This is a genomic window from Promicromonospora sp. NPDC060271 (genome assembly GCF_042726755.1).
Classification (GTDB): Bacteria; Actinomycetota; Actinomycetes; order Actinomycetales; family Cellulomonadaceae; genus Promicromonospora.
Window position 1 is genome coordinate 59,680 of the sequence record NZ_JBHXBG010000004.1, and the last position, 14,235, is coordinate 73,914.

Sequence of the window (14,235 nt, forward strand, 5' to 3'; positions counted from 1 at the left end):
ATCACGTGACCGTGACCTTGCGGTATGCCGCGCGCTCCGACGTCGGCCTCGTCCGCTCCAACAACCAGGACTCCGCCTACGCGGGCCCCAACCTCCTCGTCGTGGCCGACGGGATGGGCGGGCACGCGGGCGGCGACGTCGCGTCCGCGCTGACCATCGCGGCCCTGGTGGCGCTCGACCGGCCCGACCACAGCTCCGACCAGTCGATGTCCGAGCTGGAACGCTCGATCGACCGCGCCAGGCAGGACCTCGTCGACGCGACGACCGCCGACCCGGACCTGGCCGGCATGGGCACCACCGTCACGGCGCTGCTGAAGTCCGGCAACACGCTGGCCATGGCCCACCTCGGCGACTCGCGTGCCTACCTGCTGCGCGACGGCACCCTGGCCCAGGTCACGGTGGACCACACCTTCGTGCAGCACCTGGTCGACACCGGCCGCATCACGCCTGACGAGGCGGAGACCCACCCGCAACGCAACGTCGTGATGCGGGTGCTCGGCGACTTCGACCTCGACCTCACGCCTGACCTCTCGATCCGCGAGGCGGTACCCGGCGACCGCTGGATGCTCTGCTCCGACGGCCTGTCGGGCTTCGTGCCCGACAACGAGATCGCCGAGGTCCTCATCTCGGTCGCCACCCCGCAGGACGCCGTCGAGCGGCTCGTCTCGATGTCCATGCGCGCGGGCAGCACCGACAACATCACCGTCGTCGTCGCCGACGTCCTGGACGAGGCGGCAGCGGCCACCACCGCTGCCACCGTCACGCCGGAGATCGTCGGCTCCGCGGCTCTCGCCGGTGTCACCGCGGCAGGCAACCCGGCGTCCCCCACCGCCCTGCCCGGCCCCGGGTCCGGCATCGACGGCGACACCGTGACCAGCTTCACCCGGTCCACGGTCCCGTCAGGCGCCCAGCCCCTACCCTCGCCGGTCTCCGTCGGTGTCCTGTCCGACGACGCGGCGCGCGACGGTCTCGCCGACACCCTCGAGCAGGCCATGATCGCGGGCGCCCCCGACGAGGAGCAGTACCAGCCGGACATCCAGCCCGACGAGGACCTCGAGGAAGAGGCCCGCGAGGAGGGGAACCCGCCGAGGAAGCGGGTCTGGCTGACCGTGCTCGGCGCGCTGCTCCTGATCGTCGGCCTCGCCCTGGCGGGTTGGGGCGGCTACCGCTGGACCCAGACCCAGTACTACGTGGGTGAGTCCGACGGCCAGGTCGCCGTGTTCCGGGGCATCCCGGCGACGGCGGGCCCCCTGACGTTCTCGACCCCGGTCGAGCTCACCGGCACCCGCGTGGACGAGCTGCCCGGGTTCATCGCCGACCGGGTGCGGGAGACCATCCGAGCCACGTCGCTCGAGGACGCCCGCGGACGCGCCGACCGTCTCATCGAGGATGCCGCCGCGGAGACCGAGCCGTCGCCGTCGCCGTCACCCAGCCCCTCGACGAGCGACGAACCGGGCGAGACCTCCTCGCCGACGCCCCGGTCGACCGCCAAGAAGGACTCCGACCAGGAGGCGAACGGATGAGCGGCCTCCAGCTCGAGGAGAAGGCGCCCGCCCGCGTCGCGGAGGCGATCCTGATCGTCGTCGCGCTGGCCCTCGGCATGGGCGGCATGTGGATGGTCGGCTACGCGCTCGACGACGCTCTGCCAGAGGGTTTCTGGACCTACTCGATAGTCCTGGCCGCGCTGGCGTTCACGACCCACATCGTCCTGCGCCTGCGCGCACCGTACGCGGACCAGGTGATCCTGCCGGCCGTGGTGCTGCTGAACAGCGTCAGCATGGCCATGGTCCTGCGGCTGGACCTGGTGGACATGCGAGGTGCGAACGCCTCCCGCCACCTCATGTGGACCGCGCTGGGCGTCGTCGTCGCCTGCGTCGTCATCTTCCTGCTGCGGGACCACCGCGGCCTGCGGCGACTGACCTACACGGCGATGGTCGTCGGTGTCGTCCTCGTGGTCCTGCCGCTGATCCCCGGACTGGGCAGGGAGATCAACGGCGCCCAGATCTGGATCTTCATCGGCCCGTTCTCGTTGCAGCCGGCCGAGTTCGCCAAGATCGCGTTCGCGGTGTTCTTCGCGGGCTACCTCGTCGCGAACCGCGACACCCTGGCGCTGGCCGGCAAGAAGTTCCTGGGCCTGCAGCTTCCCCGGCTGCGCGATCTCGGCCCCATCCTGATCGTCTGGGCGGTCTCGCTGGCGGTCCTCATCGGCGAGAAGGACCTGGGGACGTCGCTCCTCTTCTTCGGCCTGTTCGTCGGCATGCTCTACCTGGCGACCGACCGGGTGGGCTGGATCGTCATCGGCCTCACCATGTTCGCCGGGGGCGCCGTCGCAGCCTGGACGATGTTCAGCCACGTGCAGGCCCGGGTCGACATCTGGCTCAACCCGCTCGACGCCGACCTGTACGAGCGCGAGTTCGGTGGCTCGTACCAGATCGTCCAGGGCCTGTTCGGCATGGCGTACGGCGGCATGTTCGGCGCCGGCTGGGGTGAGGGCTACCCGGACCGCGTGCCGTTCGCGTTCTCCGACTTCGTCTACGCCTCGCTCGGCGAGGAGCTCGGGCTCACCGGCCTGCTGGCGATCCTGCTGATCTACCTGGTCATCGTCCAGCGCGGCCTGCGCCACGCGGTCGGTGTGCGCGACGGATTCGGCAAGCTGCTCGCGGGCGGCCTCGCGTTCGTCATGGCGCTGCAGCTCTTCGTGGTGGTGGGCGGCATCACGCGCATCATCCCGCTCACCGGCCTGACCCTGCCGTTCATGGCGCAGGGCGGTTCCTCCCTGCTCGCGAACTGGATAGTCATCGCCCTCATGCTGCGTATCTCCGACGCCGCTCGACGTCCCTCGGCCCTGCCCACCCGCGGTGCGCTGGCCGAGCCGGCGCCCGCCCTCGTGGGCGGCGACGCCATCGAGGTGGGCGGCCCCGGCGTCGGCCCGGTGCAGGCGGGTACCGAGGCCGGCGCCGGCCGAGGTGCCACGCCCGACGACGCCACCCAGATCGTCCGGGGGGTGGAGCGGTGAACACGACCCTGCGCCGCCTCTCGACCGTCGTGATGGCCATGTTCGTGGCCCTCATGGTCTCGACGACCTGGATCCAGTTCGTCACCGCGAACGAGCTGAACGAGGATCCGCGCAACTTCCGGAACATCTACAGCGAACTGGGCCGCGACCGCGGGCCGATCGTCGTCGGTGGCGAGCCGATCGTGACGTCCGAACCGGTCGACGACGACTACAAGTACCAGCGCACCTACTCGGGCGGGGACGCGGCCGCAGCCAGCCTGTACGCGCCGCTGACCGGCTTCTTCGCGGTCACCGGTACCTACACGGGGCTCGAGCGCTTCGCGAACGGGTACCTCGGCGGCGAGGACGACTCGCTCTGGCTCGACCGGCTGCAGAACCTCATCACCGGTGAGGAGGCCCAGGGCTCTTCCGTCGAGCTCACCATCGACCCCAAGGTCCAGCAGGCCGCCTGGGACGCGCTCGGGGACTACACCGGCGCGGCCGTGGCCCTGGACCCGAAGACGGGTGCGATCCTCGCGATGGTCTCCAAGCCGTCCTTCGACCCGAACTCCATCGCGGTGCACAACGCGGGGGACGCGACCGCCGCCTACAACGCGCTCCTGAACCAGAAGCCGCGGGTCAACGCGGAGGACGGCAAGGAGCGGTTCAGCACCTACGGGCCGACGATCAACCGCACCATCAACGCCACGTACCCGCCCGGCTCCGCGTTCAAGCTGCTCACGTCGGCCGCCGCCATCGAGTACAACGGCGTGACCCCCGACTCCGAGGTCCCTGCACCCGACGTCTACCAGCTCCCCGGTACGTCGGGCCCCACCGGTCAGGTGGAGAACTTCGGCGGTGAGACCTGCGACCCCTCGGGCAAGATGACGCTCAAGAGGGCGCTGGCGATCTCCTGCAACACCGCGTTCCTCGATCTCGCCAACGAGGTCGGCAAGGACGGGATGCAGCGGATGTTCAAGGACTTCGGGTTCAACGAGTCGCTGGACATCCCGATGTCGACCTCGATCGGTGAATATCCGGGCCTCATCGGCGGCAAGAACGATTCGGACTCGGCCGACCGCATCGCGCTCTCCGGCATGGGCCAGGGGGACCTCCGGCTGACGCCGCTCCAGGTCGCCATGATCTCGGCAGCCGTCGCGAACGACGGCGACCTCATGGAGCCGTACCTCATCCAGAGCGTGCGGGACAGCGACCTCGAGCTGGTCAGCCAGACGAAGCCGAGCCGCTACAAGAGCCCGTTCTCGTCGTCCACCGCGGACGCCCTCACCGAGATGATGGTCGAGGTCGTCAACGAGGGCTCCGGTACGGGCGCGCAGATCCAGGGCGTCCAGGTGGCGGGCAAGACCGGCACCGCCGAGGACTACCCGCGGTCGCCCACGCTCTGGTTCACCTCGTTCGCCCCGGCCGACGACCCGCAGGTCGTGGTAGCGGTCGTGCTGGAGAACGGGGGCCAGTCCACCAACGAGACGACCGGCGGCGCGCTGGCTGCGCCCATCGCCCGACAGATCTTGCAGGCGGCGATCTCGAGATGAGACCGGTCGAGGGTCTGACGCTCGGTGAGCGCTACACGCTCGTGCGGCGCATCGCCATGGGCGGTATGGGCGAGGTCTGGGTGGCGCGCGACGAGAAGCTCGCGCGCGAGATCGCCGTGAAGGTGCTCCGCGAGGAGTACACGGGCAACGAGGACTTCCTTCGTCGCCTGCGCACGGAGGCCCGGAACTCGTCGACCCTCGTTCACCCCAACATCGCGCAGATGTTCGACTACGGCGAGGAGAACGGCGCAGGCTATCTCGTCATGGAGCTGGTCCTCGGTGAACCGCTCGCCGATCTGCTCGAACGCGAGCCGGTGCTCCCGCCGGCCCGGCTCCTCCCGATCCTGGCCCAGACAGCCCGCGGCCTGCACGCCGCCCACCTGGCGGGCGTGGTCCATCGCGACGTGAAACCGGGCAACATCCTGTTGGAACACTCCGGCACGGTGAAGATCACCGACTTCGGTGTCTCCGTGGCGCAGAACCAGGTGCCCATGACTGCCACCGGCATGGTCATGGGCACCGCGCAGTATCTGTCGCCCGAGCAGGCGGTGGGACAGTCGGCCACCGGTGCCTCCGACATCTACGCGCTCGGCGTGGTCGCCTACGAGGCCACGGCGGGCCGTCGCCCGTTCACCGGTCGGACGCCGGTCGACATCGCGATCGCGCACGTCAACGCGCCGATGCCACTGCTGCCGACCTCCGTGCACCCGGGGCTGGCCGAGACCATCACCCAGATGCTGGAGAAGGACCCGGCGCAGCGCATCTCCTCCGCGGACCAGCTCGCGCGGCACCTCGAGGTGCTCGCCGCCGAGATCGCGGAGGACCCGTTCGGCAGCTCGCGCTACGCGCGCCGGGCCCGCCGTGACGGACAATCCTCGGGCTCGCAACGGTCGGGCAACGGCAGGAGCGGGGCAGGGGCGCAGCCGGGTCCGTCCCACGCGCGCAGGCATACGCCGTTCGGCCAGAGCAGCGGCGGCCGGCACACCACCGTCACGAACGCGCAGTCCGCGCCGCCCAGCCCGGACCGAGGCACCCCGGCCGGCGGCTACGGCTCGGGCACGCCGGCGGGCGGTTACGGCTCAGGGCCCTTCGGCTCGGGAGCCTACGGTTCCGACTCCACCGGATACGGCACGACGTCCGGCACACACGGGACGGATGCCTACGGGCGCCCCGCTTCGCCCGCGCCGGGCACCCCTGCCGGTGCACCGGGCTCGGGGCAGTACGGCACGGACTCGGCAGGGTACGGCGCGGACTCAGCGGGCTACGGGACGACGTCCGGCACGTACGGGACCGACGCCTACGGCCGGCCGCACGGTGCGGGCTACGTCCCGCCGCCGTCGATCGGCAACGGCGTGGGGAGCGGCGGGCGGTCCTACCCGTCGCGTCGCGACCTGCACTCGACACGCCAGGACGGGCGGAGGGTCCCCCAGCAAGGACGGTCCGGGGGGCACCCTGGGAAGCGACGAAGCCTGTCGTCGGACATCCAGCGATGGCTGGGCGGGATCGAGGACCGCATAGGGGTCCGCGTATCCTGGCCGCTCGTCGCACTGGTCGCGCTGCTCCTGGTGGTCCTCATCATCACGCTGGTCTCCGGAGGCGGCGACAACAGCGCTCTGCAGGAGCCGTCGGGTTCCTCCGAAATCCACGGTGAAACGCTGAATCCCCCGGTAGCCGCCGCGGTAGCCGCTTCTGGGATGATGTTTTTCAACGAGTCGTACGCCCTGAGGCAGACGGCCATGACATCTAAGGACGTATGAGTGGTGGAGAACACGCCCCGCGTACTCGCCGGCCGTTACGAGGTCGGCGAGCTTGTCGGCCGTGGCGGCATGGCCGAGGTCCACATCGGCCACGACACCCGTCTCGGTCGTACCGTCGCGATCAAGGTGCTGCGTTCCGACCTCGCTCGTGATCCGTCCTTCCTGGTGCGCTTCCGGCGTGAGGCGCAGTCCGCCGCCGCGCTGAACCACCCCGCCGTCGTCGCCGTGTACGACACGGGCGAGGACATCCACCAGAACGCCGCCGGCGAGGATGTGCACGTCCCGTTCATCGTCATGGAGTACGTGGAGGGCCACACGGTCCGCGACATCCTGACCGACGGCGCCGCGGTGCCCATCGAGGAGGCCGTCGAGATCACCGTCGGCGTGCTGAGCGCGCTGGAGTACTCGCACCACGCGGGCATCGTGCACCGCGACATCAAGCCCGCCAACGTCATGATCACGCCGACGGGTGCGGTCAAGGTGATGGACTTCGGCATCGCCCGGGCCATGGCCGACTCCGCCGCGACCATGACGCAGACGAACGCCGTCATCGGCACCGCGCAGTACCTCTCTCCCGAGCAGGCCCGCGGTGAGCAGGTCGACACCCGCTCCGACCTGTACTCGACCGGCTGCATGCTGTTCGAGCTCCTCACCGGTCGTCCGCCGTTCCAGGGCGACTCGCCCGTGGCCGTCGCGTACCAGCACGTGGGCCAGGACCCGCAGCGCCCGTCGGAGGTCGCCACCGACGTTCCCGACGTGCTGGACCGCATCACGCTCAAGGCGCTGACGAAGGACCGCGAGCAGCGGTACAGCACCGCCGCCGAGTTCCGGCGCGACCTGGAGTCCGCGATGCGCGGCGGCCAGATCAGCGCGCCGATGGTCGGCGCCATGATGGGTGCGACGCAGGTCGCTGGCCAGCCCGCGTACGGCGCCACGCAGGTCATGTCGCCCGCACCGAGCTGGGGTCCGGCAACGGCGCAGCAGAGCCCGGTCACGCCCGGCGGGGGATACCCCGGCCAGCCGACGCGCGAACAGCAGGAGCCCGAGAAGAAGAGCAAGGCCCTCATGTGGTGGCTGCTCGGGATCGCCCTGGCGGCGGTAGCGGCCATCGCCATCGCGATGGCGATCGAGAACGCGAACAACAACCGGGCGCCGGAGACGGTCTCCGTGCCGACGATCGCGGAGGGTCTGACCGTTGACGAGGCCAGGGCACAGATCGAGGCGGCCGGCCTGACGTTCGAGCAGGCCATCGACCAGGACTCCGACCTCGACGAGGGACGGACCACAGGGAAGACCGACCCCGCGGCGGGCGAAGAGGTCGAGCCCGACTCGACGGTCACCGTCTTCGTCGCCGGCGCGCCGGGCCAGGTCACGGTTCCCGAGCTGAAGAACCTGTCCGAGGCCGACGCCCGTGCCAAGCTCGAGGAGCTCAACCTCACCGTCGGCACGTCCCAGACGGAGAACAGCCCGAACATCGCGAAGGGCATGGTCACCAAGAGCGAGCCCGGCGCCGGCCAGCCCGCGCAGGAAGGCGACGAGGTCACCCTGTACCTCTCGACGGGCAACACGACGCTCCCGAACGTCGTCGGCCAGACCAAGGACGGTGCCAGCGCGCAGCTGGCGAACCTCGGCCTCGGCACCATCGAGTACAAGGACGAAGAGAGCGAAGACGCAGCGCCGGGCACTGTGGTCCGCACGGACCCGGAGGCCGGTGACGTGCCGCAGGGCCAGGCGGTCACCGTCTACCTCGCGGTGGCGCCGGAGCCCACGGAGACGCAGGTACCCAACGACCTCGTCGGCAAGACGCTCGAAGAGGCCCAGGTCGCCTGTACCGGTGCGAAGGTCACCTGTGACCAGACGGCAGAGGAGCCTTCGGACATCATTGCCGCAGGGCAGGTCATCAGGTCGGACCCGCCGCCCGGTACCACCGTCGAGGAGGGTGCCTACATCGGCCTCGTGATCTCGACCGGCCCGGCCGGGGGCGGCGGTGGCGGCGAGGGAGAAGGCGGAGGCGGCGAGGGCGGCGAGGGCGATCCCGTCTTCCCGTAGCACGACTGCGCTGACCGGGTAGCACCCGGTCAGCGCAGGACAGGCTTGGCGTCGTCGGTCACGTGGTGACCAGCGGCGCCATTCCCTTTGCCCGCTCGACCGCGCCCTCGAGGCCGCAGGTCTCCAGCCAGTTCGCGAGCAGCCGGTGACCACCCTCGGTGAGGACGGACTCCGGGTGGAACTGCACGCCGTGCAGCGGCAGCTCCCGGTGCTGCAGTCCCATGACGATGCCCGACGCCGTCGTGCACGTGACCTCGAGCTCGGCCGGCACGCTGTCCGGCGTCACAGCCAGCGAGTGGTACCGCGTGGCGGTGAACGGCTCGGGCAGACCATCGAGGACGCCCTTGCCGGTGTGCTCGACGAGACTCGTCTTGCCGTGCATGAGCTCCGGGGCGTGGGTCACCTTGCCGCCGTACACCTCGGCGAGGGCCTGGTGCCCGAGGCAGACCCCGAGCATCGGGGTGCGGGACCGGGCGCAGGCACGGATGACGTCCTCGGAGGCGCCGGCCTCCGCGGGGGTGCCGGGTCCCGGGGACACGAGCACGCCGTCGTAGGGCTCCCGGGAGCCGTCACCGTCGTCGTACCAGTAGCGGCCGTCGGCGTCGGGGGAGGGCACGGCGTCGTTCCGGACCACCACGGTCCGGGCGCCGATCTGGTCGAGGTAGCCCACGATCGTATAGACGAACGAGTCGTAGTTGTCGACGACGAGGATGCGCGTCATGCTCAAATGCTACGGCGAGGACCGCTACGCGCCGACCGTCGTGTCGTTGAACGGCATGTACTCGCTGAGCCACGGGAAGAACTCGGTGAAGCACACGGCGACCACGCCGAAGATGAGCACGAGGCACACCAGGAACTTGAACCAGCCGGGTCCGGGGATGGCCCGCCACAACAGCCCGTACATCAGCTCATCAGCTCCTTCGGCTTGCCCTCGCCCACAGGCGACCAGTAGTCGAGCTCGCCGTGCACGATGTACCGCTCGGTGGCGGAGAACATCGGGTGGCAGGACGTGAGCGTGATGAACCGCTTGGTGAGCTTCGGCATGTCCTGGTCCTTGGTCACCCCGGGCACCGGTGCGATCACCTCCACGTTCTGCGGGAGGACGATCTTCGACTCGGTCACCTTGTAGACGTACCAGTTCTCCTTGGTACGGACCACCACGGCGTCACCCTCCTTGAGCTCCGCGATCTGGTTGAACGGCTTGCCGTAGGTGGTGCGGTGCGCGGCGACGGCGAAGTTGCCGAGCGCACCAGGCATCGCCGTGCCCGTGTAGTGCCCGATGCCGATGGTGTCGAGCACCGTCGCCTTGTCGGTGCCCTCGGCGACGGGCTTGATGTAGTCGTCCCCGAACCGGGGGATGAACATCTGCGCGAAGAGGGTCCCGGCCTCCGGCGGTTCCTTCATGACCGGCGGCGAGTCGCGATATTCGGTGGCGGTCGTCGGACCGGTCTGGGCGGCCTCCCAGTCCATCTCGGCGATGATCTCGCTCTGGGCCCGCTCGCCCTCGACGTCGGTCCACCAGAGCTGCCACACCACGAAGAGACCGAGCACGACGCCGGCGGTCACCAGGAGCTCGCCCAGGACGCCGATCAGCCAGGCGACCGGCCGCATGGGCGCCGCCGACCCGCTCGGGCGCCGCGCGTTGCGCGGGCCCATGCCGGAGGGACCGCGCTGATACGCGATGGGGAAGACCTCCTGTGGCAGCGGCACATTGTGGCCGGCCTGCGCGTGGGTCATCCAAAGACCTCCGTACCGTCGGGAACCGTCGCATACTGCAGACCTCCGCCGTCGTACGCGGGGAGGTCGAGGTTGTCGCTGCGTCGCACGTCCCAGCCCAGGTGCACCCAGTCGACGTACTCGAGATACGTCTGCACACCCTCGGAGCTCAGCAGCGACGACTCCATCTTCGCCGGGTTGCCGACCGCCGTCACCTTGTAGGGGGGTGAGAACACCTTGCCGTGCAGCAACAGGATGTTTCCGGAGCAGCGGAACGCCGACGTCGAGGTCACGCGCTCACCCTGCAGTGTCATGGCCTCGGCCCCGCCGGCCCACAGCGCGTTGATCACGTGCTGCAGGTCCTGCTGGTGCACCACCAGGTCGTCGGGCTGCGGCTCCACCCCGCCAGGCCCCGCGCCGACCGACGTCGACGGCGCGTCGTCGAGCGTCACCGTGAGCCCGGCACCGCTGACCGGTTCGGAGCCGGACACCACGCCCTCGCGCTCGACCAGTTCGCCGTCCAGCTCGGGGACGGCGGTGCCGGTGCGCGCGCTCAGCGTCTCGATCTCCCGGTCGAGCTCGCCGGCACGTGCCGTGAGCTCGGCGACCCGGCCGGTCTCGGCGCCAACGAGCTGGGCGAGGTCCTGTGGGTCACGGGTGTCGGCGCCACCGCCGTCGGCCAGGCGAGCGCTCGCGCTGAACATGAGTCCGGCCAGCACCGCGACGCCCCCCACGCTCAACCAGGACCGCCATCCCGCGTGCATCGAGGCGCGGAAAAAGCCCGTCGCACTGTCCTTCGCGGACGGCGCGGGGGTCGGTTCGGCTCCGGTCACCGCGTCCCTCCTGCAACAATCGACAAACCCACTGACGCGTCTGGTCACGCCCGCGGCCTGTGGAGCACTACGCTAGTCCAAGAGAAAGCAGACGTCGGCTCGGCACACCCGTCGGGCGGACCACCCCAGGACAGGAGCCCGCCTCGTGCCCGAGTCGAAGTCCCGCAACAAGAAGAAGGTCACGCCCAAGGCTGAGAAGTCCGAGGCGAAGGTCGCGCTGCCCGGAGAGGCGACCAACCCGCGCTGGCTCGCTCCGGTGATGCTGACCCTGATGATCCTCGGCCTCGTCTGGATCGTGACGTTCTACCTCACGAGCTCCGGCCTCGGCCTGCCGATCCCGCAGATCGGCCAGTGGAACCTCGCTGTCGGCTTCGGCCTGATCATCGTGGGTTTCGGCTTGACCACGCGCTGGAAGTGAGTGTTCCGCGGCCGCGCCGAGGCGGCCGCGGAACAGTATCCCTATTTATCCACAGCTGTGGGTAAAGCTGGGGAAAAGAGAGTGGTGACACACCGCCAGGTGTCGGAAACGGCCTAGTTGCTCGGTTCGGACGGATGCCGAGGGCGGGCACAGAACCAGAGCCGGGGGCGTCACCGCTCCGGTCACAGGAGACCCACCTGGCTGTACCGCACCACCGCCAGGCCTGCCAGGAGCGCGATGCCGACGAGCGGCACCGCCCAGGCGACGACGGCGCGCCGGTCCTTCGGCGCGTAGGCGTACGCGGCGGCCACCAGTGCTCCGGTGACGAGCCCGCCCAGGTGCGCCTGCCATGAGATGCCCGGCACGACGAAGCCGATCGCACCGTTGATCACGAGCAGGACGACCACCTGACCCATGCTCCGGCCGAGCCTGCGCATGACCGGGAGCATCGCCCCGAACAGGCCGAACACCATGCCGGACGCGCCGACCACCGGCGTTCCCCAGGCGTTCGACGTGAACGGGTCGCCCGCGAGGAGCAGCACGCCGACCGACCCGCCCACGGCGGAGAGCAGGCACAGGGCCCCGAAGCGCACCCGACCGAGCAGCGGCTCGAGGAATTGCCCGGTTATCCACAGGGCGTACATGTTGAACAGGATGTGCAGCGGCGACGTGGAGTGCAGGAACGACGCCGTGAGGAAGCGCCACGGCTCAGCCGCACCTCCTGCGGGCCAGAACCACAGCAGGTGCGTCCATGCGCCGGCCGTCACCAGCTGCAGCACCCAGCTCACGACGCAGATCCCGATGATCGTCAGCGTGACGACCGGCCGGCCGTTGACCGTGGCACTGTCGGCGGAGCCGCCGAAGACGGTCCGTACGCGAGGCGCTGCGCGTCTCGCCTCACGGACGCAGTCGACGCACTGCACGCCGACCGCCGCCGGCCGCTGACACTCGGGGCAGGCCGGGCGGCCGCACCGCTGGCAACGTACGTAGGCCACCCGGTCCGGGTGGCGCGGGCACACGGGAGCCTCGGCCTCGGTCGGCTCCTCGGCGGCCGGGTCGTTCATCGCGATACGTCCTCAGTCCCCTCGGTCCTCAAGTACTCGCTGGTCGTGCCTTGTCCTGCCGGAGCGGAGCGGTCGCCGCCGTCCGTCAGCGCTCGATGGTGACCGACGTGATCGTGATGTCGTCGACGGGGCGGTCGCCGGGACGCGTGCGGGTGTTGCCGACCTCGTCGACGACCGCGCGCGACGCGTCGTCCGCCACCTTGCCGAAGATGGTGTGCTTGCCGTTGAGCCACGGGGTCTCCGCGGTGGTGAGGAAGAACTGCGAGCCGTTGGTGCCCTCGATCTCACCGGTCACCGGGTTGCGCCGCTTGCCGGCGTTGGCCATCGCGAGGATGTACTTCTCGTTGAACTGGAGCTCGGGGTGGATCTCGTCGTTGAACGTGTACCCGGGGCCGCCGGTTCCCGTGCCGAGCGGGCAGCCGCCCTGGATCATGAAGTCTGCGATGACACGGTGGAAGATCAGGCCGTCGTAGAACGGGTCCTTGCGCTCCTCGCCCGTCCGCGGGTCCGTCCAGGCCTTCTCGCCGGTCGCGAGGCCGACGAAGTTCTCGACAGTCTTCGGCGCGTGGTTCGGGAAGAGCTCGATACGGATGTCACCGGAGGTGGTGTGCAGGATTGCGAACATGTATCAATCCTCCCACGGAGCGGCCCACTGGTGCTGCACCGACGTCGCCCGCCCTCGCCAGTAGGCCGGTCCGGTGGCAGAGTGGCATCTTGAGGACTATTTGAACAGTTCGAGGGGAGCTTCATGACCCGCAAGAAGGTGACCGACTACGTGGACACGAGCAAGATCGACACCGAGAAGGTCAAGGAGAGGGCCGCGGAGGCCGCAGCTCTGCTTTCCGACGTCAGCTCCAGGGCCGCAACGCAGGCTGGGGTCGTGGCGGCCCAGGCCAAGGACCGGGCCTCGAACGCCAAGGACTGGGCTCAGCCTCGTGTGAACGACTTCATCTCGTGGCTGACGCCGCGTGCGGAGAAGGCGTGGCAGGACAGCCTCCAGGCTGCCGCCCCCCAGGTCGAGAAGGCCGCAGGCAAGGCAGCGCCACTCATCGACTCCGCGCACGACAAGCTCGTGGACGACCTGCTGCCGAAGATGGTCGCCGCGTTCAACGGCGCGGCAGCCAACGCGGCGGCAGCGCAGAACAAGGCCGCGCTGGCCGACTCCGTCGCCAAGGCGGCGGAGGAGGCCAACAAGAAGGGCTCCAAGAAGGGCTGGCTCGTAGCACTCGCGGCCGGTGGCGCGGCCGTCGCCGGCTACGTGTTCTGGAAGCGTGCGCAGCCGCAGACCGACCCGTGGGCCGAACCCTGGGAGCAGGGCACGGGTGCCGACTACACGAACGGTGCCGCGCGGCACTCGTCCGGCGTGGGTGCGGCGGCAGGTTCCGCCGTCGCCAAGGGCAAGGAGGCCGGGGCCAAGGCCGCACAGACGGCCAAGGACCTCGGCGCTCGGGCCTACTCGGCGGCGAGCCCCGCGTTCGAGGCGGCCAAGGAGAAGGCCGCACCGGTGCTGGAGAAGGCGGCCCCTGTGCTGGACGCCGCGAAGGAGAAGGCCGCTCCGGTCCTGGACGCGGCATGGGCGACGGCGCAGAAGGCGAGCACCGCCGCACAGAAGCGCGGCGGTAACGACCCCGCCGAGCCGACGCCGGGGGAGACCGACCTCGGGTCCGGCAAGACGGGCGCACCCACCGAGAGCACGCTCCTCGACGAGGCGGCTCCGGCCGACTCGGCCGAGGACCTGCCCCTGGTGGACGAGGTTCCGCCCGCCAAGCCCAAGCACGCGGGGGAGGGCAAGCAGGAGGGCTGACCTCCGCTTCCCTGTGGGTATGACAGGAGGGCCTGGCCAGAGCGGC

General features: G+C 70.0%; 13 protein-coding genes. 7 read left to right on the forward strand and 6 right to left on the reverse strand.

What is annotated here, in order from left to right:
* Positions 1-5: 5 nt before the first annotated feature.
* Genes ACFWE2_RS01380 through pknB form a run of 5 tightly spaced genes read left to right on the forward strand, consistent with a single transcriptional unit; the run spans position 6 to position 8,354 of the window.
* Positions 6-1,523, forward strand: coding sequence for a PP2C family protein-serine/threonine phosphatase (locus ACFWE2_RS01380; protein WP_377222407.1), 1,518 nt, complete (start codon positions 6-8; stop codon positions 1,521-1,523).
* The gene (locus tag ACFWE2_RS01385; protein WP_377222408.1) at positions 1,520-3,016 is read left to right on the forward strand and encodes an FtsW/RodA/SpoVE family cell cycle protein; all 1,497 of its coding nucleotides are present in this window, start codon (positions 1,520-1,522) and stop codon (positions 3,014-3,016) included. Before ACFWE2_RS01380 ends, ACFWE2_RS01385 begins: the two co-directional genes overlap by 4 nt.
* A complete protein-coding gene (locus tag ACFWE2_RS01390; RefSeq protein WP_377222409.1) occupies positions 3,013-4,548 on the forward strand; it encodes a peptidoglycan D,D-transpeptidase FtsI family protein in 1,536 nt (511 codons plus the stop codon). The genes ACFWE2_RS01385 and ACFWE2_RS01390 overlap by 4 nt, the downstream gene beginning before the upstream one ends.
* On the forward strand, positions 4,545-6,305 hold the full coding sequence (locus ACFWE2_RS01395) for a protein kinase (RefSeq protein ID WP_377222410.1): 1,761 nt from the start codon (positions 4,545-4,547) through the stop codon (positions 6,303-6,305). Before ACFWE2_RS01390 ends, ACFWE2_RS01395 begins: the two co-directional genes overlap by 4 nt.
* A complete protein-coding gene (pknB, locus tag ACFWE2_RS01400; RefSeq protein WP_377222411.1) occupies positions 6,306-8,354 on the forward strand; it encodes a Stk1 family PASTA domain-containing Ser/Thr kinase in 2,049 nt (682 codons plus the stop codon).
* 58 nt (positions 8,355-8,412) lie between these two features.
* On the opposite strand, the gene ACFWE2_RS01405 is transcribed toward pknB, so the two are convergent.
* The 4 genes from ACFWE2_RS01405 to ACFWE2_RS01420 are packed head-to-tail and all read right to left on the reverse strand — an operon-like array spanning position 8,413 to position 10,903.
* Positions 8,413-9,075 (reverse strand): aminodeoxychorismate/anthranilate synthase component II, encoded by a 663-nt coding sequence (locus ACFWE2_RS01405; RefSeq protein ID WP_377222412.1) that lies wholly within the window; start codon positions 9,073-9,075, stop codon positions 8,413-8,415.
* A 24-nt stretch (positions 9,076-9,099) separates the two neighbouring features.
* Positions 9,100-9,258 (reverse strand): hypothetical protein, encoded by a 159-nt coding sequence (locus ACFWE2_RS01410; RefSeq protein WP_357448182.1) that lies wholly within the window; start codon positions 9,256-9,258, stop codon positions 9,100-9,102.
* A complete protein-coding gene (locus ACFWE2_RS01415) occupies positions 9,258-10,091 on the reverse strand; it encodes a class E sortase (RefSeq protein ID WP_377222413.1) in 834 nt (277 codons plus the stop codon). Before ACFWE2_RS01415 ends, ACFWE2_RS01410 begins: the two co-directional genes overlap by 1 nt.
* Entirely contained in the window at positions 10,088-10,903 is an 816-nt protein-coding gene (locus ACFWE2_RS01420; RefSeq protein WP_377222414.1) for a DUF881 domain-containing protein, read from the reverse strand. The genes ACFWE2_RS01415 and ACFWE2_RS01420 overlap by 4 nt, the downstream gene beginning before the upstream one ends.
* 145 nt (positions 10,904-11,048) lie before the next feature.
* Between ACFWE2_RS01420 and ACFWE2_RS01425 the strand changes: the two genes are divergently transcribed.
* Positions 11,049-11,321, forward strand: a complete 273-nt coding sequence (locus ACFWE2_RS01425; RefSeq protein WP_116673029.1) for a cell division protein CrgA — start codon at positions 11,049-11,051, stop codon at positions 11,319-11,321.
* Between the two features lie 182 nt (positions 11,322-11,503).
* Here ACFWE2_RS01425 and ACFWE2_RS01430 read toward each other — a convergent pair whose 3' ends face one another.
* On the reverse strand, positions 11,504-12,385 hold the full coding sequence (locus ACFWE2_RS01430) for a rhomboid family intramembrane serine protease (protein WP_377222415.1): 882 nt from the start codon (positions 12,383-12,385) through the stop codon (positions 11,504-11,506).
* 85 nt (positions 12,386-12,470) lie between these two features.
* Positions 12,471-13,010: a peptidylprolyl isomerase gene (locus ACFWE2_RS01435; RefSeq protein WP_377222416.1), complete on the reverse strand. Its 540-nt coding sequence runs from the start codon at positions 13,008-13,010 to the stop codon at positions 12,471-12,473.
* Between the two features lie 123 nt (positions 13,011-13,133).
* Between ACFWE2_RS01435 and ACFWE2_RS01440 the strand changes: the two genes are divergently transcribed.
* Positions 13,134-14,189, forward strand: coding sequence for a hypothetical protein (locus tag ACFWE2_RS01440; protein WP_377222417.1), 1,056 nt, complete (start codon positions 13,134-13,136; stop codon positions 14,187-14,189).
* Positions 14,190-14,235 lie beyond the last annotated feature (46 nt).